Annotated in this window: 21 protein-coding genes and 1 tRNA gene; 11 read left to right on the forward strand and 11 right to left on the reverse strand. The window is 43.0% G+C overall.

The window, feature by feature from the left end; translation table 11 throughout:
* Window positions 1–48: 48 nt before the first annotated feature.
* The 3 genes from H9W84_RS02405 to H9W84_RS02415 all read right to left on the reverse strand — a co-directional run bounded on the left by H9W84_RS02405 (window position 49) and on the right by H9W84_RS02415 (window position 773).
* Window positions 49–124: transfer RNA gene (locus H9W84_RS02405), tRNA-Glu, on the reverse strand.
* A 248-nt stretch (window positions 125–372) separates the two neighbouring features.
* Complete coding sequence (locus H9W84_RS02410) at window positions 373–558, reverse strand: hypothetical protein (RefSeq protein ID WP_062333798.1); 186 nt, start codon at window positions 556–558, stop codon at window positions 373–375.
* A gap of 26 nt (window positions 559–584) precedes the next feature.
* Complete coding sequence (locus H9W84_RS02415; protein ID WP_007116099.1) at window positions 585–773, reverse strand: hypothetical protein; 189 nt, start codon at window positions 771–773, stop codon at window positions 585–587.
* A 223-nt stretch (window positions 774–996) separates the two neighbouring features.
* Between H9W84_RS02415 and speC the strand changes: the two genes are divergently transcribed.
* Together speC and H9W84_RS02425 are read left to right on the forward strand one after the other, a co-directional pair.
* Entirely contained in the window at window positions 997–3,150 is a 2,154-nt protein-coding gene (speC, locus tag H9W84_RS02420; RefSeq protein WP_239741514.1) for an ornithine decarboxylase, read from the forward strand.
* Between the two features lie 199 nt (window positions 3,151–3,349).
* Window positions 3,350–3,862 carry a hypothetical protein gene (locus H9W84_RS02425; RefSeq protein ID WP_239741515.1) on the forward strand — a complete coding sequence of 171 codons (513 nt, stop codon included), beginning with the start codon at window positions 3,350–3,352 and terminating at the stop codon, window positions 3,860–3,862.
* Window position 3,863: 1 nt separating this feature from the next.
* Here H9W84_RS02425 and H9W84_RS02430 read toward each other — a convergent pair whose 3' ends face one another.
* The 3 genes from H9W84_RS02430 to H9W84_RS02440 form a co-directional block, all read right to left on the reverse strand.
* A complete protein-coding gene (locus tag H9W84_RS02430) occupies window positions 3,864–4,502 on the reverse strand; it encodes an anthranilate synthase component II (RefSeq protein WP_239741516.1) in 639 nt (212 codons plus the stop codon).
* A 110-nt stretch (window positions 4,503–4,612) separates the two neighbouring features.
* Window positions 4,613–6,025, reverse strand: coding sequence for an anthranilate synthase component I family protein (locus H9W84_RS02435; protein WP_404935900.1), 1,413 nt, complete (start codon window positions 6,023–6,025; stop codon window positions 4,613–4,615).
* Between the two features lie 283 nt (window positions 6,026–6,308).
* Window positions 6,309–6,605, reverse strand: a complete 297-nt coding sequence (locus tag H9W84_RS02440) for a Trp family transcriptional regulator (protein ID WP_060996241.1) — start codon at window positions 6,603–6,605, stop codon at window positions 6,309–6,311.
* Between the two features lie 459 nt (window positions 6,606–7,064).
* Between H9W84_RS02440 and H9W84_RS02445 the strand changes: the two genes are divergently transcribed.
* Both H9W84_RS02445 and H9W84_RS02450 read left to right on the forward strand, forming a co-directional pair.
* Complete coding sequence (locus H9W84_RS02445) at window positions 7,065–9,065, forward strand: oleate hydratase (protein ID WP_239741517.1); 2,001 nt, start codon at window positions 7,065–7,067, stop codon at window positions 9,063–9,065.
* A 155-nt stretch (window positions 9,066–9,220) separates the two neighbouring features.
* Window positions 9,221–9,859, forward strand: a complete 639-nt coding sequence (locus H9W84_RS02450) for a glutathione S-transferase family protein (RefSeq protein ID WP_239741518.1) — start codon at window positions 9,221–9,223, stop codon at window positions 9,857–9,859.
* Window positions 9,860–9,988: 129 nt separating this feature from the next.
* Here the strand turns inward: H9W84_RS02450 and H9W84_RS02455 are convergent, their stop codons facing one another.
* Complete coding sequence (locus tag H9W84_RS02455; protein WP_239741519.1) at window positions 9,989–10,945, reverse strand: ketopantoate reductase family protein; 957 nt, start codon at window positions 10,943–10,945, stop codon at window positions 9,989–9,991.
* 134 nt (window positions 10,946–11,079) lie between these two features.
* On the opposite strand from H9W84_RS02455, the gene H9W84_RS12095 reads away from it, so the two are divergent.
* The 4 genes from H9W84_RS12095 (at window position 11,080) to rpmG (ending at window position 12,632) form a co-directional block, all read left to right on the forward strand.
* Window positions 11,080–11,202, forward strand: coding sequence for a hypothetical protein (locus tag H9W84_RS12095; RefSeq protein ID WP_257621660.1), 123 nt, complete (start codon window positions 11,080–11,082; stop codon window positions 11,200–11,202).
* Window positions 11,202–11,903, forward strand: coding sequence for a dethiobiotin synthase (gene bioD, locus H9W84_RS02460; protein ID WP_239741520.1), 702 nt, complete (start codon window positions 11,202–11,204; stop codon window positions 11,901–11,903). Before H9W84_RS12095 ends, bioD begins: the two co-directional genes overlap by 1 nt.
* A gap of 301 nt (window positions 11,904–12,204) precedes the next feature.
* Complete coding sequence (gene rpmB, locus H9W84_RS02465; RefSeq protein WP_007116088.1) at window positions 12,205–12,441, forward strand: 50S ribosomal protein L28; 237 nt, start codon at window positions 12,205–12,207, stop codon at window positions 12,439–12,441.
* 35 nt (window positions 12,442–12,476) lie between these two features.
* Entirely contained in the window at window positions 12,477–12,632 is a 156-nt protein-coding gene (gene rpmG, locus H9W84_RS02470) for a 50S ribosomal protein L33 (protein ID WP_007116087.1), read from the forward strand.
* Between the two features lie 198 nt (window positions 12,633–12,830).
* Here rpmG and H9W84_RS02475 read toward each other — a convergent pair whose 3' ends face one another.
* Complete coding sequence (locus tag H9W84_RS02475; RefSeq protein WP_239741521.1) at window positions 12,831–14,288, reverse strand: C13 family peptidase; 1,458 nt, start codon at window positions 14,286–14,288, stop codon at window positions 12,831–12,833.
* Window positions 14,289–14,634: 346 nt separating this feature from the next.
* Here H9W84_RS02475 and nhaA point away from each other — a divergent pair, with 346 nt between their 5' ends.
* On the forward strand, window positions 14,635–15,852 hold the full coding sequence (nhaA, locus tag H9W84_RS02480) for a Na+/H+ antiporter NhaA (RefSeq protein ID WP_420846663.1): 1,218 nt from the start codon (window positions 14,635–14,637) through the stop codon (window positions 15,850–15,852).
* 113 nt (window positions 15,853–15,965) lie between these two features.
* A complete protein-coding gene (locus H9W84_RS02485) occupies window positions 15,966–16,370 on the forward strand; it encodes a tellurite resistance TerB family protein (RefSeq protein ID WP_007116084.1) in 405 nt (134 codons plus the stop codon).
* Window positions 16,371–16,405: 35 nt separating this feature from the next.
* On the opposite strand, the gene H9W84_RS02490 is transcribed toward H9W84_RS02485, so the two are convergent.
* Window positions 16,406–17,443 (reverse strand): LysR family transcriptional regulator, encoded by a 1,038-nt coding sequence (locus tag H9W84_RS02490; protein ID WP_007116083.1) that lies wholly within the window; start codon window positions 17,441–17,443, stop codon window positions 16,406–16,408.
* Between the two features lie 451 nt (window positions 17,444–17,894).
* On the opposite strand from H9W84_RS02490, the gene H9W84_RS02495 reads away from it, so the two are divergent.
* Window positions 17,895–19,484 carry an isocitrate lyase gene (locus H9W84_RS02495; protein ID WP_239741523.1) on the forward strand — a complete coding sequence of 530 codons (1,590 nt, stop codon included), beginning with the start codon at window positions 17,895–17,897 and terminating at the stop codon, window positions 19,482–19,484.
* 74 nt (window positions 19,485–19,558) lie between these two features.
* Here H9W84_RS02495 and H9W84_RS02500 read toward each other — a convergent pair whose 3' ends face one another.
* Window positions 19,559–20,659, reverse strand: a complete 1,101-nt coding sequence (locus H9W84_RS02500; RefSeq protein ID WP_239741524.1) for a potassium channel family protein — start codon at window positions 20,657–20,659, stop codon at window positions 19,559–19,561.
* Between the two features lie 396 nt (window positions 20,660–21,055).
* Window positions 21,056–21,589, reverse strand: coding sequence for a chalcone isomerase family protein (locus H9W84_RS02505; protein WP_219330816.1), 534 nt, complete (start codon window positions 21,587–21,589; stop codon window positions 21,056–21,058).
* Between the last annotated feature and the right edge of the window lie 29 nt (window positions 21,590–21,618).

The following is a 21,618-nucleotide window of genomic DNA, read 5'->3' on the forward strand; positions in this document are numbered from 1 at the left end:
TTAGTATGGCTTTTTAACTGTATTTTCTAGTGGTAACACTAAAAAAATTGGCGTCCCCACGGGGATTCGAACCCCGGTTACCGCCGTGAAAGGGCGATGTCCTAGGCCTCTAGACGATGGGGACACTAGCACGCTTAGTTTATAGCGTGACCTCGACCGCTTTCACCGTTAATGTCGAAGTGGAGCGTATAATATATATTTTTATTTTTGCCGTCAACTGTTTTTTATGTATTTTTTTATATTTTTAACAATTAGCCCATCATACGTTGACCCATGATACTTGGTAAAGCGGCATGAAAAGCGCATTAGCCAACTAATGCGCTTAATTACAGTGTTTTCTAAAAAGTGTTGTCTAAAAATTTCACACCGTGCTTATGAGTGATTTTTCTGATGCGACTTAGGTGTTGTATGAGCACGCGTCGTATGAGATTGCGGCGGCAGCTTAGCGGCTTTATTTTTTAAGTGATAGCGAATCCAAAAATGGGTTACGATGCTAATCACAATCGATAAACTGATAAAACCTAAAATGGTCATCCAGATTTGACTATCTACTTGCATACTTGATCCTTGTGAGACAATCTAAGTTAACGCTGATTATCGATGCGCTGGCTATCAATACTTTGATTAGCTCCCATTGTTTGATTACGAATCGCATCATCGCGCTGTTTTTTCTTGAGTCGGAACGTTAGCCATAAATATGTTAATATGCCTAAGATTACGGCAGCAATCATATACATAATAATAGTAGTCCAAATACTGTTATCTACGCCCATGAAAGATTCCTTTTTATTATTGTTAGCATTAGTGTAACAGGTTTTAACAGCTATTTTACGTCATTCACGTAATGATGTGTGGTAGCGATGTTACTGGCTATTTTCAAACACTGTAATAAGCGTCTACAAAAGTACTTTTTTTCACTTTTTCATATTTTTACGTTAAGATAATTGTCTAAAAAACGCTTTGGCAACTGACACGGTTGCAGCAAGGAAAATAATTATGAAAGTAGTCATCAGTGACGGCATCGAATACGCCCTAAATCTTAATTATCGTACCATCGATATTGAATCGACCGACTATACCAATATTGCAGCAATTGTGGTCACGATGACAGACTTGCCTCGTGTGTATCAAGATATTGAAGATTTGGGGTTTGCTATTCCGATATTTGTGGCGATTGAATATGGTGATGTAGTGCCTGATGAATGGCTACCCAATGTGTATGGTGTGCTAGAGCTGGCAGATGATCAAAAGTTTTATAACGGACAATTGGTCAATGCGGCGGCGGCGGATTACATCGCCACGCTCGATCCGCCTTTTTTCCAAGCCTTGATGGACTATACCGACTATGGCAATGCGGCGTTTGACTGTCCTGGGCACCAAGGCGGACAGTTTTTTCGTAAGCATCCTTCGGGCAGACGTTTTTATTTATACTTTGGGGAAACGCTGTTTCGTGCCGATTCCTGTAATGCCGATGTCCGTCTTGGCGATTTGCTAATTCATGAAGGCCCAGCGTTTGAGGCACAAGCGCATGCGGCGAAAGTTTTTAATGCGGATAAAACCTACTTTGTGCTCAACGGTACTTCCTCTTCCAATAAAATTGCGATTGGTGCCTTAGTGGCGCATGGTGATTTGGTGCTGTTTGACCGTAACAATCACAAATCTGTGTACCAAGGTGCCTTAACCATGGCAGGTGGTACGCCTGTGTATTTAGAGACCGACCGCAATGCTTATGGTTTGATTGGCGGCATTCCCGCCCATTGTTTTGAGGAAGCCGAAATCCGTGAGCGTATTTGTGAAGTTGCGCCCGATAAAGCGGATGATGCCCGCCCATTTCGCTTGGCGGTAATTCAGCTAGGCACGTACGATGGCACTATTTATAACGCCCGCCAAGTGGTGGATCGCATCGGGCATCTGTGTGACTATATTTTGTTTGACAGTGCTTGGGTGGGTTATGAGCAGTTTATCCCGATGATGCGTGATTGCTCGCCACTGCTGCTTGAGCTGGGTGAAAATGATCCTGGAATTTTGGTGACCCAATCGGTACACAAGCAACAAGCTGGCTTTTCTCAAGCCTCACAAATCCATAAAAAAGATAACCATATCAGCGGGCAAGCCCGTTATGTCAATCATAAACGCTTTAACAACTCGTTTATGATGCACGTGTCGACCTCGCCGTTTTACCCGTTGTTTGCCTCACTTGATGTCAATGCCAAAATGCATGAAGGTAAAGCCGGTCAGCGCATGTGGCATGAGTGTGTCATCGGCGGTATCGAAGCTCGTAAAATGCTGCTAGACACTTGTAGCATGATTTTGCCGTTTGTTCCGCCTACAGTAGATGGGCAAGCTTGGCAAGACTACGATACTGAAACCATTGCCCATGATATTCGTTTTTTCCGCTTTGAGGCAGGGGCGCGTTGGCATGATTTTCAGCATTATGCCGATGACCAATACTTTATTGACCCCTGTAAATTGCTACTGACGACACCCGGCATTGATATGCAAACCGGTGAGTATGAAGCAACAGGGATTCCTGCTGCGATTTTGGCACATTATCTGCGTGAAAGCTCGGTCATTCCAGAAAAAGCCGATTTAAACTCGATTTTATTCTTACTGACGCCTGCCGAAACCTTGGCAAAATTCCAGCACTTGGTCGCCCGTATCGTCAGTTTTGAAAAGCACATTCGCGAAAACAGCCCCGTCACCCAAGTGCTGCCGACACTGGCTAAGGCATATCCGCAGTACCGCAAACTCACTATTAATGAACTGTGCCAACTGATGCATAACTTCTATGCCAAGCATCAGCTAAACAAACGACAAAAACAAATGTTTGAGCGCGAACATCGTCCCAAGGTTGCTATAAGCGCGTTTGATGCCCATAACGCCTTTATCCGTAATGATGTTGAGTTGGTATCACTGCATGACATTAAAGGCAGAATCGCCATGGAAGGGGCGCTACCATATCCACCAGGGGTGTACTGTATCGTACCCGGTGAAGTGTGGGATGGGGCGGTGCTTGATTACTTCTTGGCATTGCAAGAAGGCGTTAATCGCTTGCCAGGCTTTGAGCCAGAAGTGCAGGGCGTGTACTGGGAGTATGACGACCAAGGTAAAAAGATTGCCTACGCCTATGTGTTAAAACAGTCTCACTAAATTTGATTGACGGTTTTTGATTCATAGGCTTTCTCTTTGAGGTCTATATTTGGCGCGTTTGCAGCAGTAACCAATGGCGCAAAAATTGGTCTGTGTAGATGGGTGCGATGCTATCTAATTAAATGATAATCATTATTATTTACATTATCAATCTATTATTGGATAATGACGGCTCAATTTTTTAAGAGGCAGTCAAACAATGACAATGAAAGATTTTCGTATCTACATGAGGCTTGGGCACCGCTATGTTGGATTCTTTATGGTTGGCATTATGCTGGTCTATTCGCTAAGTGGCATGTTGCTGGTATTTCGCGACACTGATTTTTTAAAATCTTCAAAAACTGTCAAGCAAGTCGTGGCAAGCAATCTTGATGAGAAAAATTTAGCCAAAACCCTAAAAATGAAAAACATCGATTTTAGGGAGCAGCAGGGTGATATACAGCTTTTTAAAGACGGACAGTACAATGTTAAAACCGGTGAGGTGACTTATACCAGCAAAAAGCTGCCTGTGGTATTAGATAAAATGGTGAATTTTCATAAAGCGCCCTCTAAAGGTAGCATGGGTGGGCTCAATGTATTGTTTGGCTTGAGTTTATTGTTTTTTGTGGTGTCGAGTTTGTTTTTATTCACGCCAAGTTCCAAAATTTTTAAGCGTGGCTTGGCATTTGTGGCGGTGGGAGCGATTATGTCGGTGATTTTGTTGATGTTGTAAATTACCCTAACAAAAAGTTTTTCAGCAGCATTTTGGCGCCTTCGGTGGCGAAGGATTCTGGGTGATATTGCACCCCTTGAATCGGATAGTCACGGTGGCGAATGCCCATGATTTCATCGCCTGCTAGACTGGCATCTTTGAGGTTTTTATCACTATGTTGCTCACTAGATACCACGCTGGTCACTACCAAACAATCGGGGAGTGAAGCGGCGTCGACCATCAGTGAATGATAACGCATGATGTCAAGCTGCTGTGGCAAACCTTGATACACGCCTTGACCATCGTGACGAATCGGTGATGTCTTGCCATGCATTGGCACATTGGCTCGCACCACTTGACCACCAAAAAAATGTGCAATCCCTTGCATGCCAAGACACACGCCTAGCAGCGGTATGGTTTTGCCAAGCTCAGTAATGACCTCACCACACACACCAAAATACGCAGGGTCATCGGGCGAACCTGGACCGGGGGAGATGATAATGCGGTCAGGATTCATGGCTTTGATATCCGCTAAGCTAATCTCATTATTGCGTTTGACAACCACGTTGAAAGGCTGATTGTCTGCGGCTAAAATCTCACCAATATATTGGTATAGGTTAAAGGTAAAAGAATCGTAGTTATCAATAATTAACACTTGCATAGTCAACTCTAAAAATAGGTTATGGCTGTTGTTCTAAACGTCCAAAATACTGCTGATATACATCGCTATCATACGTATCTAGTTGGCGTATCGTCATGATGGAGCAGACTTTACTGCACTGGCGCAAAATTGGACAGTACAACTTTCATCGCAGACAGTTTTCGCACGATTTCTTCATATTCATCTTCAGGATTGGAGTCATACACATTGCCGCCGCAAGTTTGCGCATACGCTTTTTCGCCATTGATAAACAGCGAGCGAATCGGAATAGCAAAAATACAATCCCCATTAAAACAAAACTGACCGAGTGCGCCACCGTAAGCGCCGCGACCATCGGGCTCTAGCGTATTTATAATTTTCATCGCTTCAATTTTGGGTGCGCCCGATAGCGTGCCTGCGGGAAAATTACTGGCAAGCGCGGTGAACATATCATGATTAGGGTCAAGAATACCGACGATTTCACTGGAGATATGCTGGACATGTGAAAAGCGCTTGATATCCATTAAGTTACGCACTTTTACCGTCCCAAAGCGTGCCACCCGCCCGATATCATTACGATGTAAGTCCACCAACATATTATGTTCGGCGATTTCTTTGGGGTCATTGAGCAAGGCGCGCGCTAATTGGCGATCTTCGGTCTCATCCTTGCCGCGCTTGGTGGTGCCCGCCAGTGGGAAGGTCTCCATCTCACCATTGCGCAATCGGAACAACAACTCAGGCGATGCGCCGATAATTTTTTGGGCGCCAAATTTGACATAGTACATATGCGGTGACGGGTTGACTTCGCGCAGTTTACTATAAATTGGCATGGTATCGCCTTGGATGCGATAATGCGATTTGAAACCCACTTCACATTGAAAAATCAGCCCAGCTTTAATGTCTTCTTTGACTTTCATCACCGCTGCCGCATGTTGCTCGCGGTTCATCCCATCGCCCAAATGCTCAGCAGTGGGCTGCGTATAGTCAGGCGAAATAGCGGTCAATAATGACTTGATTTCGTCAATACGATTGCTTTGGTGGTCGGTATCGTAATAATAATAAAAAATTTCACCGGTCATCTTATCAAGGCTTAACCCATCTAAGTACACCCCGAATTTGAACGGCTCGAAATCATCACTGGTCTGAATATTCAGGGTCGGCTCAAAAAAATTGACACTATCAAATCCCAAAAAACCGACCAATCCGCCGGTATGGCTACGCGAAATCACATGTTGTGGGGTGATTTCGCGCAGTAGTTGGTAAGGATTGTCACAGGTATAATCCGTGCTTTCCCCCGTGCGATTGTTGGTGATAGTCAAGGTATGGCGGTCTTTTGCCAACACCGTCATCGCAGGGTCAAAGCCAATGGCATGATGACGTGAGATATAGCTTTCTTCGCCCAACGATTCCAGTAAAAAACAGGTAGCGTATTTGGCTTCGATGCGTTTAAAGAGTTCAAAAAAATCAATGTCTTGTGCAAGTTTAATCAGGCTTGGTTTGCTGGCAAGGTCGATTTTAGGCGGTTTGGCGTGTGTAGTCATCATAGTGTCTTAGATTTATAGTGTCTTAAATTTATAGTGTCCTAAATTTACCGTATCTTAAATTTATAGCGGCTTAAATTTACCCTATCTTAAATTTTAATCAATGTTTCAGTGTTCTAGTATGGTGATACATTGTAATCAGATTAACCCTTGCTTGCAACTCTTTTATGGCATGCCAGTTATTTTCACACGGATTTTCATTGCCCTTCTACTCACCCCAAAGTATGTCACCCCAAAGTATGCTACTGTGATGGGCTTATTTACGCTTGAAGCCATTATCACAAATTTATAGGTTCAAATGACTCAGATTTGGCAGTAATTGGTTGATATCATGTTGACCATACGCTTTGGCGCCCCGTGATACGGTCGCAATGCCTACCCCCAAGCGCTCAGCGATTTCGCGTTGTGGCAACGCTTGCTGAAACAAGGCAAAAATCTGAATGCGATTGGCGATTTCTTTTTGTTCTTTTTCAGTCAGTAGCGCTGCCAAAATTTCGCGGATAAAGTCACTATCATCGGTTTGGCTCAGTAGCTCAACCAAATAATCATAGGCGGGTAGGGATGATGGCGAAGTGTGCGGCATAGTAGTTTTTTTGAGTAGAAGATAACAAGTAAAGCATTTCAATGTTCTAGTATAGTGATACATTTTACGAAGTTTAGCCAGTGAACTCAATCGATTTTTATCCCTTTAGAAAACTAAAGAGAGGCGAGGAATGGTTACTTTTGATTACAAAAGCGCAAATAACTGAATATTTAATCAAAGCTTAATCGACACAAAGTCGCTTTAGCGTGGTTATACAATGTGGTTATAATAAAATTGCTTAGTTAAAAATCTAAGTGAGTTTATTAATTATAAATAATGACTATCAGTCATAGTTACTATAACCGCGCCGTTGTCTTTGGTTATATTGTGTAGCAGTCTTAATGGGCAATTAAGAATGGGCAGTTAAGGTCAATGTCAAAGGGTAGCAACGCGGTTTAAAGAGTTAGTTAACGCTAATGTTATTCAACACTTATCTTATTCAAAATAGGGCACTTCATTATGACAACCAACGCTAAGAACAACAGTGAATTTTTGAACAATCTGGTTTTTAAAAAGGTCGATCACCAACCACAGCGGGCGGATTATCAATCCAACCAACCTGGCAATTCGATGCCGTTTAGCGATGCCCGTGGTAACTATCAACGTAATATCGGTTTTGATACCGGACGTTTTAAAGACAGTAAAGTCTATATTGTCGGTGGCGGTATTGGCGGGTTGGCAGCGGCGTATTATTTTATCCGAGATGCCCATATCCCAGGCGAGAATATTACCTTTTTAGAAGAATTAGCGGTGCAAGGCGGCTCACTCGATGGCGCTGGTAATGCCAAAGACGGGTATATCATGCGGGGCGGTCGTGAGATGATTACCACCTACGAGAATTTTTGGGATATGTTCCAAGATATACCTGCGCTAGAGCTACCAGAGCCTTATTCAGTGCTTGATGAATACCGCCTGATCAATGACAATGACCCCAACTATTCCAAAGCACGGTTGATTCATAACAAAGGCGAAATCAAAGATTTTCACAAGTTTAATCTCAACAAAGCCGACCAGCTTGCCATCGTCCGCTTATTACTAAAAAATCAAGACGAACTCGATAATCTCACCATCGAAGATTACTTTAGCCAAAGTTTTTTGGACAGTAATTTTTGGACGCTATGGCGTAGTATGTTTGCTTTTGAAAACTGGCACAGCTTACTTGAGTGCAAGCTTTATATGCACCGGTTTTTGGAAGCCTTAGATGGTATCAAAGATATGTCGACCCTGTTATTTTCTAAATACAACCAATATGACAGCTTTGTGGTACCTGCGCAAAAATTTTTAATCAATAAAGGCGTCAACCTACAAAGTGACACGTTAGTGACAGCGGTTGATTTTGAACAGCAAGGCGACAAAAAAGTGGTGAAAGGGCTGACAACCACCCAGCATGGTCAACAAGTCTATATCCCTGTACGGGACAATGATTTTGTGATTATTACCACAGGGTCAATGACGGAAGATACGCGCTATGGCACCAGTGACACTGCGCCTGATATCCGTCTAACTGATGATAACATGGGAAAAACGAAAGGCTGGGTACTGTGGAATGACCTTGCCAAACAATCAGCTATGTTTGGTCGTCCAGAAAAATTTAACCGCCATGTACCCAAATCTGCCTGGATGTCAGCAACCTTAACCTGTAAAGACTCCGCACTTTTACGCAAAATCAGCGAAAAATACTGCGTCAATCCGCCGCTATCAGGCAAAACAGTCACAGGCGGTATTGTTACCATCACCGATTCCAACTGGCTTATGAGCTTTACTATTAACCGCCAACCGCAATTTCCTGACCAACCCAAAGACGTGGTGGTGATATGGGTGTATGGGCTATTGATGGATAAAAAAGGCAACTATGTGCCAAAAACCATGCCAGAATGTACGGGGCATGAAATTGTGACGGAGCTGCTATACCACCTAGATTTGCTCGAGCAAAAAGATGATATTTTAGCCAATACCATCGCTAACACCGCCTATATGCCCTATATCACTTCGATGTTTATGCCACGTGCCAAAGGCGACCGTCCACAAATTGTACCCGAAGGCTGCACCAATTTAGGTCTCATTGGTCAATTTGTTGAAACCAACAATGATGTGGTGTTCACCGTTGAAACTTCGGTACGCTCGGCGCGGATCGCGGTGTACACCTTAACAGATTGTAATAAGCAAGTGCCTGATATCGTGCCAACCCAATACGATATTCGCAACATGCTCCGCTCTGCCAGTACACTCAACGATGACCAAGGCTTCATCGGCGAAGGCATACTGCGCCGAGTGCTCGCCAATACCTATTATGAGCACATCTTGCCACCCGTCGCCAAAAAAGCGCCCAAAGACAGCTCGTTGATGCAGACGCTTACCGAGCAATTTGAAGTAGTCAAAGCCTTTTGGCATAAAGAAGGCCATAAAAATGAGCAAAAAGATGAGCAAAAAGATAAGCAAAAAGCGCAGGATAAAAAATAAGCTTTGATAAACATTTGTCATTAAACCGAAAAATCCTCCTGCCGCTAGGGGGATTTTTTATCAGCAAAATTTCCTTTGCGCCTAAAAACCCTATTTCGTAAAGCGATGGTTTCAAGTATATTAAAGATAAAATTACACATCATAAGGAACAAGTGATGAAACTATATACCATGAATGCCCCGCCAAATCCTCGCAAGGTCGACTTATTGTTAAAAGTCAAAGAGCTTGATATCAATGATATTCATAATTTACAAGTCATCAACGTGGATATTGGCAAAAATGAGCAAAACTCGCCGGAGTTTTTGGCGGTCAATCCACTGGGGCTTTTGCCTGTATTAGTGCTTGATGATGGCACTGTGCTCAACGATTCACACGCCATTTGTGAATACCTTGATATTAGACTCGCAGGCAATGGTAAGCAAGTGATGGGCTCAGACCCTATACAGCGCGCCAAAATCACCGCAATGTCACGCAATGCGGAGTTTCACGTGCTGTATAACATGATGCTGGCTTTCCAGCATGGGCATCCATCTCGTGCGTCGGTGGGCAGCCAAGTGCCCGGTATGGCAGAAGAGAGCATCAACCGCGTCAAAAAAGCCTTGCCGTACTTTGACAAGCTATTATCGAGTCATAAATATTTGCTCGGTGATCGACTCACCTTCGCTGATATCGTGTTGTATGTTGGCTTGGATTTTGGGCGAGTGATGAAGTTTAATCCCAAAGATGCCAGTGTGGTGGGTGATAATGTGGCACGTTTTTATGCGCAAATGAATGAGCGTTTTGGTAAAAAATAACGGTTGTTGAGATAAAAAAGGGCAAGGCAGATGCCCTTTTTTTATTTGTAGTGGTTATTCATCACTTCTATTCATCGCTTCTATGCAGCGTTTTTTGCAGCACTTTTTTCAATAGCGCTAGGGTTGTCATCACGACTGATTGTTTATCATTAATGCACTGATACCATCATATAGGGTATCATTGACCGGTGTGTCAATGCCATGCTTATCCCCCAATTCGCGAATCGTCCCTGCAAACAAATCAAGCTCACAGCGTCGCCCTGCTTTTAAATCCTGCCGCATCGAGGGCATGCCTTTAGGATCCAGCGCATCCATGATTCCCAACCATTTTTTGAAATCTTCCTCGGTCAAGGTTACGCCTTCAGCGTGTGCCACTGCCATCACTTCACGCATGGCGGCTTTGAACATTTCACGCGCTTCACCCGCTTGTTGCACGGTATCAAAGGTGCCTTGATACAATGCCACGGTTTGATTGACGCCGGTATTTAACATCAATTTGCCCCACAGTTGGCGCGGCATGTCATCGCTCACTGAGTGCGGGAAATTGACTTGGTTAAAGAGGGCATCGACTTGTTGCACGCGTGCGCGTTCAGCGCTATCAGTTGTCATCGCGCCAATGACCAATTGTCCATGATCGCGATAAATGAGTTGGCTACCATTTTGCCCATTTTTTTCATGCGGCTCATTTTTCATGGCGTCCATTTGCTGCGCCACACAATATACAATGCGCTCGTCACCAAAGGCGTTTGCCAATACTTTTTCGCTAGCGATACCGTTGAGGGCAGAAACAATCAGCGTATTGTCGCCAAGTTGACTTTTAATGAGCGGTAACACCTCATTTAACTGATAAAATTTGGTACAGACAATGACCAAGTCGGCGGGCGTGGTGATGGCGTTGGGCGTGACATAGTTGAGTGTTAATGGCTCGCCATTCACCAATAAACCTTGCTGTTGGTAGCGGTTGACACGGTTACTATCGGCGACGATACGCAGGTTTTCAAAAGGCATATTTGGGGCTAATAGACTTGCAAATAACGCCCCTAATGAGCCAAATCCAACAATGGCAATGATCGGTGAATCGTTCATCTTTTTTCCTGTTATTTTGCGACATTGATTAGAGTTGTGATAAAGTTTAGCAGATTTTTGCACGTATTTTAAAAAAGGAATCACAATGAAATTATTAAAAATGGCTGTGTTCATGGGTTGTTTATAGACTGCTTATGAAAAATCAGCAACAAACTTTGCAAGAACTAATGCCAGCGTTTGAGCAAAAAATTGAAAAAATTACCCAATCAGCTCAAAAAACCACCCAAATCATTAACCATAAAGCAAGTAAGAAATAATGAATCTATCCAATGTTAACGATGCTTCATGTGCACTAAACGGCGCGTACTTTGTCACAGGTACCGACACCGAAATCGGTAAAACCACCACCACCGCGCAATTGGTCAAGAATATAGCTCAGCAAGGCAAAAGTGTCTATGCCATCAAGCCAGTCACCGCAGGCATGGAAACCGATGACAACGGGCAAACATATAGCGATGATGCAAGGCGCATTAATCAATTTGCCAATGTCAAACCACCGCTGTCTGCCATTGCGCCTATCCAGCTAGTGACTCCTTGCTCACCACATATCGCCGCGCAGCTTGATAACGTGACACTCACCAAAACCCAATTAGTCGATACCATCCATAAGTCCATCGCAGCCTATCCTGCCGATGTGATTTTAGTTGAAGGGGCAGGCGGCTGGTTTACCCCTATTAATGAGCAAGAAACGCTTGCTGATGTAGCAGCCGCGCTCAAATACCCTGTGATTATTGTCGTCGGTATCAAGCTTGGCAGCCTTAATCATGCCATGCTAACCCTACAAGCAATTTGGCAAGCAGGGCTAAAAGTCGCTTTGGTTGTTTTTAACCAATTACAGACAGACACGCCGTTTGTCGATGCGCAAATTGACTGGTTAAGTCAGCAAATTTTACGCCAGTCTACTGGGTATCAAAACCAGCCACCCTTGATGGTCAAACAAGGCGTTTTAACCCATTAAATTTTTATCCAATCACATTGCATTTTGGCATAAGTTATGGTATAAATAGCGGCTTTAAATTTACTAGCGATTTTTTGACGCTTGCTTAAAATGGTTTTGATTGACGCAAGTCAAATAACTACCCATGAGTAGCTAATTTTAAGTACGCCGCCAAAAGATTAATTATTGATTCAAACTGAGATACTCAACACTAGAATCGTTGAAACCCTAGCTTTTTTTAGCTTCAATGATATGCGAGATGTGCGAGTATCAGTTGTGACAGGCATGAGCAGCCCTCATGCACACCGATTAGGAGTAAGCCATGTCTCGAGTATGCCAAGTGACTGGAAAACGCCCAGCGGTAGGTAACAATGTTTCTCACGCAAACAACAAAACCCGCCGTCGTTTTCTACCAAATCTACACACCCATCGTTTTTGGGTAGAGAGCGAAAACCGCTTTGTTAAGCTTCGCTTGACTACCAAAGGTATGCGTATCATTGATAAAGTTGGTATTGACCAAGTTTTAACTGATATGCGTGCTCGTGGCGAAAAAATCTAATTTTTGCCTTTTCATATTCTTAGGGAGCAATTGCGATGCGTGATAAAATCAAATTAGTTTCAACTGCAGGTACGGGTTATTTTTACACCACGACCAAAAATAAACGTACCATGCCAAACAAAATGGAAATCAAAAAATTTGATCCAGTGGTACGTCAACATGTTGTATTCAAAGAAGCTAAAATCAAATAATTGACTGACACAGTCTATTTGACGCGCTATTTGATAAAAAGTGGGTAACTTAGGTTAACCCACTTTTTTTATGTGCAAAAATTATAAAATCGCTAAAAAATTGGCAGAAAATATCAGTTGCTCCCAATCGCTACCATGATGGATGGTAAGGCGAGTTGCAAGGCCTATTGGCAGCTGAAACAGCCAAACCGGTTTATGTTACTTGTGCAGTTGGTGGCTACTTAAAGTATGGGCATCGCTAGTAGCACTGGCGGTAGTCGTTGGCGCTATCACAACCGCAGGTAAGGGTTTAAGACTGTTTTCAAACTCTGGCAATATCGCTTTAATAGCCTCACCCATCACCAATTGCGGCTCAGACGGTTCAAAGCCCATCATTTTTTCCCGTTCAGCAATGCGTTTGCTGGCGGCTTCAAACGCAGGTTGAAAACGGCGAAGCTTGGGTAAGCTTTCAGCAAAAAATGCTTGTCCAAAGTATGTATATTCGGCTTCATTAGAACAGCCAAACGATGATTTGTTCGCCGCTGAGGCAGTAATGACTAGGGTGTATGGTGATTTTAACTCATTGATAAATGAGCCAGAATAACAGGCGGATACCACAATAACGCGCCATTTAATGCCAGATTTATCCAATGATTGGCGTAGCCATTTGGCATCGACATTATCGAGCGCTAGCGGTGGGTTCGACATCTCAATCACCTTGTCACCCCCATGCGAGGTCAAGGTCAAAAATAGCACGTCTTCATTGACATCCATTTTTTTGGCGATACTTTGCAAAGTGCGTTCAATACTGGTTTTACTGGCAATCGGCAGCGCAGACAGGGTATTGGCGTTGTTAATGAGTTCCACCGAGCGTCCTGCTGTGCCAAATTGATGGTCAAAGTAATCTTTGGTCAGCTCAATTTCTGACCGGAACACATCTTGCTCGCCATGACCTGCGACACCCATAAAGTACCAATCATGTATGGTCGGGCGTTGCGGCTGCACATTATTTAGCATATCAGCCAGAAGCTCAGGCTGCGCATAAAATGCCGCTTCAGTGACCACGGGTTCGACAGGGTCAGATTGAAAAATCGGCTCAGATTGCACGTTTTTTTGCCACACACTGAGTACGGCAAACGCACCCAGCATAATCAGGACACGCTCAATCCATGACCAGCGTAATTGATTGCCAAAAATCCATAGCAGCGATAATGACTGCCAGACAAACGCCAATACGAACACAATACCAATCGTATCAAACGTCCATTCAGGTAGCCAGCCTAGGTCTGATATAAACTGAATCAAGCTTTGCACCAGCATCATGAAAGTATCAGCACACAGCCATAAAATCGCCGGCACAAAAATTAGCATGGCATTAAAATGCCGTTTGGCAAGAATCAATCCTGCCACCAACATCACCATCGGCCAAACCAAATAACTAATCAGCCCTTGTGGATTAAAATGGGTGGCATCTTCAGCAACGAGCCACGAAAACAGCAAATTACTCGCCAGTGCCGTCAATCCAAACAACAAAAACTGCCATACAGTGGGCTTGACCCAATAAAACGCGCGTTTTGAACCTATTAGCATGTGACCCGTGGCACGGATATTGGCGATAACGTTATGAGAAAAACGTTTGAGCGGGGTTAAATCAAGATCGGTAAGAGAAGTTGGCAAAATATCCACACTATTGAAAGGCTGATTCTAAATCGGTAGGCAAGTAGCGATAAAATAATAATACAAAATAGCGATGGGGTGTTAACAACTTTCTCAATCATTCGTGTTTAGAATGTTAACTATCAACCCTAGTAAATCATACGCCTAAAAATTAATTTATCTAAAATAGCGATTAAATGAATAAAATTTTCTATTAAATTAAAATTATGAAATTATTTATCATAATAATAGATTATATGATATAATAAAATATATGGTATGATGGTATTGTAGGCTATTTTGCTTGGTTTAAGTGTGGTATGTTTCATAAATAAAAGATGGTATTAAAAAGAGTTTTAGACAGATGATAGTATTTAACCAATTTAAAAAATTTTTGGCACACGATATGGCGGCGGGTATAGTGTTAGCGTTTTCCGCTGTGTTGGCGATGGTAGTAGCAAACTCTCCGATGAGTGACATATACGAGCACTTTTTGCATCTGCCTATTTCGATAAAAATCGGCTCTTTTAGTATCGATCATCATTTACTACATTGGATCAACGATGGCTTGATGGTGGTGTTTTTCTTTTTAGTGGGGCTTGAGCTCAAGCGCGAAATGCTAGTGGGCGAACTATCAGAGGTCAAAAAAGTCGTCCTACCTGCGATTGCTGCAGTCGGTGGCATGATGGTACCGGCGATTTTTTATGCCGCATTCAATTATCAGCACGCAGATTTGATGAAAGGTTGGGCGATTCCGGCGGCGACAGATATTGCGTTTGCCTTAGGTGTGCTGACTTTACTGGGCAATCGTGTGCCTGCCGCACTCAAAGTATTCTTGGCATCGATTGCTATTTTTGATGATATTGGCGCGATTATCATTATTGCGTTATTTTACTCATCGGGGCTGTCCATGGCGGCACTGGCTTGGGTTGGGGTATGTTTGGTGATATTGTGGCTGATGAATCGCTTTAACGTCACACGTACCACCGCTTATATGATGATTGGCGTTTTGCTATGGGCAGCGATGCTCAAGTCGGGCATACATGCGACGCTTGCCGGTGTGCTACTTGCGCTGTTTATCCCAATGACAGACAACAAGCACCCTGAGCATTCACCGCTCGAATCGGTTGAACATGACTTGCAAGACACAGTCAGTTTTATTATTTTACCGATTTTTGCGTTTGCCAATGCGGGCATTTATCTCGGTGGTACGGGGCTGTCCTCACTGTTTCATACGGTACCGCTCGGCATTGCCCTAGGGCTGCTGCTAGGCAAACCGATTGGGGTGATGTTATTTAGTTGGCTTGGCGTCAAGCTTGGGTTAGCCAGCTTGCCTACCAATGTTGATTGGCGACAAGTATTTGGTGTGGCGATTTTATGTGGTATTGGCTTTACTATGAGTTTGTTTATTGGTGGGCTTGCCTTTGCAGGGCTTGCCTTTAAGCCATTTGACGAGCGGCTCGGCATTATTTTAGGGTCATTACTCGCAGGTATATTGGGGTATTTTTATCTTAAGAAAGTCTTACCAACCCAAGCGCTGACACAGCCGTTGACTAATCCTGAAGACCATACCTATATTCGCTAAGCTATTTACCCAAGGGTAGTGTAACGATAAATAAAATCTACAAATGATAGCAACGAATATTGCTATCATTTTTTTATCCCAATAATTTTGTGATCAATAATAAGGAAAACACCATGCTAACTAACAAGATAAAGGGTAAAAAAGCCGCATGGTTGGGCGGTGGTGTGGCGATAATTGGTCTATTGGCGAGTTGCGCCAGCGTGGCGTACCAATCGCTGCAAAATGGTAAGTTAAGCGATATCAAAGAAAGCATTGATAGTGTACCCAAAAAAACGCTGACGTTAAAAGGCACATTTACCCAAAGCTTAGAGCAATCTGAATTTAATGACGGTACCACCAAATACCATGTATTTGACCCAAACAACCTGTTAGCCGACTATGCCAAAGCGCAAGGTCAAACGGGCGTGTCGATTAGTTTACCTGTCTGCATTGAAGGGCGGGTGACTGAAAAAGGACGTTACGGACATTTAGGAAAATATCCGTATGAGCTGTGGGTTGATAAAATTTGCCAGTCCTAGACCAGTCCTAGATAAGCAGCTTGTCTGACCATCCTTCATTGACGATCAGGGTCAATTTCAACCAAATCAATGGGCTGGGTATGCAGCGAACCGTCTTGAATCGCAGTTTGTAGCGGATACTTGATGCGCTCTTCGGCGATGATTTGTCGCGACACATGCTGAATCAACTGACGTAACCAACGATGCGCAGGGTGATGCTGTAATAGCGGCGACCACGCCATCGTCAATTCAAACTCTGGAATAAAAAATGGCGGCTCTTTAATCACGATATCATCATTATTTGCTTGCATGCGCGCCACCCGAGTCGGTAGTGTAGCAATTAAGTCTTTATTGGCGGTGAGCATCGCAGGCATCTGATAATGACGGGTAAAGACACTGATTTGACGTTTCTGACCGAGACGTTGTAACGCCGCATCAATTGAGCCAAGTCCACCAGATTTTTCGGGATTCACCCCAAAACCCACGCCCATGCCTGTTTTAGAGACCCAAACGTGCTGAGCTTTAAGATAATTTTTTAGGTTAAAGCGATTGACATACGGACTATCAGCCGACAACAAACAACTAAAAGTATCACGCCAAATCAGCACTTGGTGAAAGCTTTGCGGTACCTCGTTAAAACGATTAATCGCCAAATCAACCCGACCTTGCTCCATATCTCGATACGACACATCCGAGGGCGTTAAGAAGTCCAAAATCACGTTTGGGGCTTCACTGCGTAGCGCTTTAACTAGCCTAGGCACCAGCGTTGCTTCGGCATAATCTGACGTCATAATCCGAAACACACGACTTGAGGTATAAGGACGAAACTCAGTACGCGGCTCTAATAACTGAGTTAAATCCGCTAACAATTCGCGTACGCGCGGCTGTAATTCAAGCGCCCGCTCTGTCGGCGTCATACCTTCAGATGAGCGAATCAACAAGGGATCATTAAACAACTTACGCAAACGACGTAAAATATTACTCATGGCGGGCTGGGTAATGCCGAGTTGCTCAGAGGCTCTGGTGACGTTTTTTTCTCGAAGTAACACATCAAGATGCACCAAAAGGTTCAAATCCACACGTTGTAAATCCATAAATTACTGTTTGTCTAGTTAAAAGTTAAGAAAAAAAGGCTAAAACCGCTAGTTTTAATAGGACTAAAACCTAGCAATAAAATTTAAGTTATTGATTGTATTATACTATATTTTAAATAAATACTAAAGATACGAATCATTAAATAGCTAAATTATGAATTAAAGGGTATAGTGCATTCATTCCATTATTTAAGCCAACTTAAAGCTTTATTAGTGCCAAAATAGAATTCTTAATTTTAACAGACTATTTAATATCACTGTAAGAAATATCACGTATTTTGTTAAAAAAATTGTTAGCCTATTTTGGATATGTAGTTTGTGTCTTAAACATTATTCATATTTTCGGTGTTTAACACTTGCTAAAGACTGGCTTATTTAAGACTTTTGCTATTATCACAATACAACAATCATCCTAAGTTTTTTATCCCACCGTCCTCAATAGGAGACTGCTATGTCAACTTACGTTTCAGCGATTGACCATATCCGCGAACTAAAAGCCAAATATGGTAACTGGAAAAACATCAGCGAAAATGATGCTGCGCGTTTGGTTATCCAAAACCGTTTCAAAACAGGTTTAGAAATCGCTCAATACACTGCCGACATCATGCGTCGCGATATGGCAGCTTATGATGCTGACAAATCAAAATACACCCAATCTCTTGGTGCATGGCATGGCTTTATTGGTCAACAAACCATGTATGCGGTTAAAAAATACTTCGGTACTACTGAACGTAAATATATCTACCTTTCAGGTTGGATGGTTGCTGCGCTTCGCTCAGAATTTGGTCCATTACCTGACCAATCTATGCACGAAAAAACCGCTGTGCCAAAATTAATCGAAGAAATCTACACTTTCTTACGTCAAGCGGACGAAAAAGTATTAAACGATTACTTCCGTGAATTAAATGCGGCGCAAGAAGCAGGTCAAGACACTAAAGCCATCTTAGACAAAATCAACAACTTTGAATCACACATCGTACCAATCATCGCTGACATCGACGCAGGTTTTGGTAACGAAGAAGCGACTTACTTGCTCACCAAACAAATGATTCAAGCAGGTGCTTGTGCTATCCAAGTTGAAAACCAAGTATCCGATGCTAAACAATGTGGTCACCAAGATGGTAAAGTTACCGTACCACACGAAGACTTCATCGCAAAACTTAACGCGATTCGTTATGCGTTCTTAGAGCTTGGCATTGACAACGGTGTAATCGTTGCCCGTACTGACTCTGAAGGTGCATCATTAACGCAAAAACTTCCTGTATCACGTGAGCCAGGCGACCTTGCTTCACAATACTTAGACTTCTTAGAAGTTGAAGAAGTGACTTTAGAAAATGCAAGCGAGTACGATGTTCTATTAAAACGTGATGGCAAATTGGTTCGCCCAACTCGTATGCCAAACGGCTTGTACTCATTCCGCGAAGGCACCAACATTGACCGCGTGGTACTTGACTGTGTGACTGCCCTTGAAAACGGTGCTGATCTACTATGGATTGAAACACCAACGCCAGACGTTGCTCACATCAAATCAATGACTGACCGTATCGTTGCGCAAGTGCCAGATGCTAAACTTGTTTACAACAACAGCCCATCATTCAACTGGACGCTGAACTTCCGTAAACAAGTCATCGCAAAATGGGAAAAAGAAGGCAAAGACATCTCAGCTTATGACAAAGCAAACTTAATGTCTGCTGACTACGACAACACTGAGTTGAATACCGCTGCTGATGAACTAGCGCGTACTTTCCAAGCTGATGCGTCACGTGAAGCCTGTGTATTCCACCACTTGATCACCCTACCTACTTTCCACACGGCGGCATTAAGTACGCACCAGTTGGCAAAAGGTTACTTCGGTGATAAAGGTATGCTAGCTTACGTTGAAGAAGTACAACGTAAAGAACTTCGCGAAGGCGTTGCTGCGGTTAAACACCAAGCCATGGCAGGTTCTGACATCGGTGATGATCACAAAGAAATCTTCTCAGGTGAAATGGCACTTAAAGCGGGCGGCGCCAAAAACACTGCCAACCAATTTGGTCACTAATGTTTCATTGACTGACTCGTTGAGTAAAAAAACACCCCACGGCATGTGGGGTGTTTTTTTTTGAGCGGATAAAATTAAATGGTTTGCATAATTTCTTGGTAGCGAAGTTGGAATTTTTTGATAAAATCAATGGTGGTTTGAATACCCATAAACAAAATAATATACGGGTTTAAACTATTTTCGTTCGACAGCTCAACCGCTTTATCACTTGGATATTCACTGATAAGTAACATGTCTTGCTGGCGCTGGGCTTGGATATCCGCAAGTTGTTGCTCAAAGTTTGGCTCTGCTAGTACATAACTACTGGAGTCATAGGATTTGATATCACTTAAATATTGAATACAAATCGACTCCAAATCTGCCCAGCGATAAGTTTCGGTTTCACGCACCAAATTCTCAATACTATTGACCAATTCATCCAAGGCTTGATAATAGTACCAAATCAACGGCTTGCGCGGGTCATCGGTCAAGCGTGCCGAGGCATTAAATAAGTGCTGTAAATTAGTAAATGCTAGCGTTTCGGGAATAGGCTCATGAATACCGATGAGCTGCTGAGGGACTTTGGCGTCAGGCGCCGCGGGCAAATCAGGTGAGCGGTTTAAATTAGCGCGACCCTCACGGTCAGATTGCGCCACTGGGGTTTGCTCTGATTCTATGCCCAGCAGTTGATTAACCCGGTTTAGATAAGTATTCATGTTAAGCGTAATCAAACTATCATGACTGTGCAGGCGCGCGAAGGCATAAGAGATTTCTTTTCTTGCTTCATAGGCGTCCATCAGATTACTCATGTTTTCTTCACGCTGATAAGTAATCGCATTTAAAAACAAACCTGCAGACACCACCCCAATGGTCGCTTCAATCATCACAAACGCCCGCGTAAAGGTATTGGTTGGGGTAATATCGCCAAACCCTGTGGTAGTGACCGTGATAGTACTAAAATACATGGCTTCCAAAAAACCCACGTTTTCATGGTTAAACTGCATATTTGGCAAGGTACTGTACAAAAAGCCAAATAGCGGAATCAGCGTCAAATAGATAGTGCCATACACAGCAGGCGGCAACGAAAAAATATCATCGCGCACGATAGGTTTGGCAAGCTTATTGAGGGTAAAGGTTTGGGGGGTGTTACGGGTTGATATGATTGGTTTAGTGGGCTTTTGCGCAAGTGGTTTCATAAGCTGCCTAATTTTTTTTGCTTTAGACTAGCATACCCATTTAAAAAGAAACATAGTATTGTAGTAACCCCTGATGGACGACAGGATAAAGGGCTCAAAGCAAAAGTGCCACTATTGGGATAAAAATGAAAAAAGCCAACTTGCTTGTTATCGAATAAAAGAAAACAAAGAAAGTAAAGAAAGCTAGGCAGGTAAGGGATGAATGCCCATTTATGGGGTTGAATGACGCCAAGTATATCAATAATGCCGCTATTCATCTTTAAAATAGGGTTGTAATACATATAACCCTATTAAACCTAGCAAAAAAGTTACTGGCACTATCAACTAGCTAGATTCACTTCCCATACTTGATGGGAAGTCTAAAAATATGGGAAGTATAAAAATAGGCAGTCAATATTAGTGTTGACCGAGCAAATCCTTTTTCATCTCAAGTGAGATGGGATTATCGCCTAGCCAAGCACGAAGAATAGCTTGGTCAAAGCCTTCTTCTTTGATATAAGGAAGATCGCCAACCTCATCATAATTTAAGCGAACGCCATGCTCTGGCGAAAATTCAATCGTAAACATTGCCCCTTCTTTGATGGTGTTGGTTTTGAACAACTCACCAAACACGTCATCAATCACTGAGGCGATTTTTTGATATTCTTTTGCGCTACTATTCGCTCTGATGCCGTCTTTGAAGGCACTTTCCAGTAACGAGCCTTTGATATTGCGGCGAGACACCATGCGCAATTGCTTGGCATAACGTGAAGTAATGGCTGTTTCGGCATCTTCAGTCATTTCACCCAAGTATAGGGCAATATCATAGATACCAATCATAAATTTACTACGAATGCTCATACCATTTCGCACGCAGATTTGACCATCTAGTTTTAGGGTAGGGGGAAATAGGGTTTCAAGATCGTTGGTTTTTCCTTTAAATAAAATCATCCTAGCATCCTTATCGTTCCTTGACGTTT

It is taken from the genome of Moraxella tetraodonis, from assembly GCF_022359095.1.
Taxonomy (GTDB): Bacteria; Pseudomonadota; Gammaproteobacteria; order Pseudomonadales; family Moraxellaceae; genus Faucicola; species Faucicola tetraodonis.

Excerpts from the sequence above, each read along its gene's own strand:
- H9W84_RS02410 (WP_062333798.1), bottom strand. The coding sequence starts at position 558 with ATGCAAGTAGATAGTCAAATCTGGATGACCATTTTAGGTTTTATCAGT.
- H9W84_RS02415 (WP_007116099.1), bottom strand. The coding sequence starts at position 773 with ATGGGCGTAGATAACAGTATTTGGACTACTATTATTATGTATATGATT.
- speC (WP_239741514.1), top strand. The coding sequence starts at position 997 with ATGAAAGTAGTCATCAGTGACGGCATCGAATACGCCCTAAATCTTAAT.
- H9W84_RS02425 (WP_239741515.1), top strand. The coding sequence starts at position 3,350 with ATGACAATGAAAGATTTTCGTATCTACATGAGGCTTGGGCACCGCTAT.
- H9W84_RS02430 (WP_239741516.1), bottom strand. The coding sequence starts at position 4,502 with ATGCAAGTGTTAATTATTGATAACTACGATTCTTTTACCTTTAACCTA.
- H9W84_RS02435 (WP_404935900.1), bottom strand. The coding sequence starts at position 6,025 with ATGATGACTACACACGCCAAACCGCCTAAAATCGACCTTGCCAGCAAA.
- H9W84_RS02440 (WP_060996241.1), bottom strand. The coding sequence starts at position 6,605 with ATGCCGCACACTTCGCCATCATCCCTACCCGCCTATGATTATTTGGTT.
- H9W84_RS02445 (WP_239741517.1), top strand. The coding sequence starts at position 7,065 with ATGACAACCAACGCTAAGAACAACAGTGAATTTTTGAACAATCTGGTT.
- H9W84_RS02450 (WP_239741518.1), top strand. The coding sequence starts at position 9,221 with ATGAAACTATATACCATGAATGCCCCGCCAAATCCTCGCAAGGTCGAC.
- H9W84_RS02455 (WP_239741519.1), bottom strand. The coding sequence starts at position 10,945 with ATGAACGATTCACCGATCATTGCCATTGTTGGATTTGGCTCATTAGGG.
- H9W84_RS12095 (WP_257621660.1), top strand. The coding sequence starts at position 11,080 with ATGAAAAATCAGCAACAAACTTTGCAAGAACTAATGCCAGCGTTTGAG.
- bioD (WP_239741520.1), top strand. The coding sequence starts at position 11,202 with ATGAATCTATCCAATGTTAACGATGCTTCATGTGCACTAAACGGCGCG.
- rpmB (WP_007116088.1), top strand. The coding sequence starts at position 12,205 with ATGTCTCGAGTATGCCAAGTGACTGGAAAACGCCCAGCGGTAGGTAAC.
- rpmG (WP_007116087.1), top strand. The coding sequence starts at position 12,477 with ATGCGTGATAAAATCAAATTAGTTTCAACTGCAGGTACGGGTTATTTT.
- H9W84_RS02485 (WP_007116084.1), top strand. The coding sequence starts at position 15,966 with ATGCTAACTAACAAGATAAAGGGTAAAAAAGCCGCATGGTTGGGCGGT.
- H9W84_RS02490 (WP_007116083.1), bottom strand. The coding sequence starts at position 17,443 with ATGGATTTACAACGTGTGGATTTGAACCTTTTGGTGCATCTTGATGTG.
- H9W84_RS02495 (WP_239741523.1), top strand. The coding sequence starts at position 17,895 with ATGTCAACTTACGTTTCAGCGATTGACCATATCCGCGAACTAAAAGCC.
- H9W84_RS02500 (WP_239741524.1), bottom strand. The coding sequence starts at position 20,659 with ATGAAACCACTTGCGCAAAAGCCCACTAAACCAATCATATCAACCCGT.
- H9W84_RS02505 (WP_219330816.1), bottom strand. The coding sequence starts at position 21,589 with ATGATTTTATTTAAAGGAAAAACCAACGATCTTGAAACCCTATTTCCC.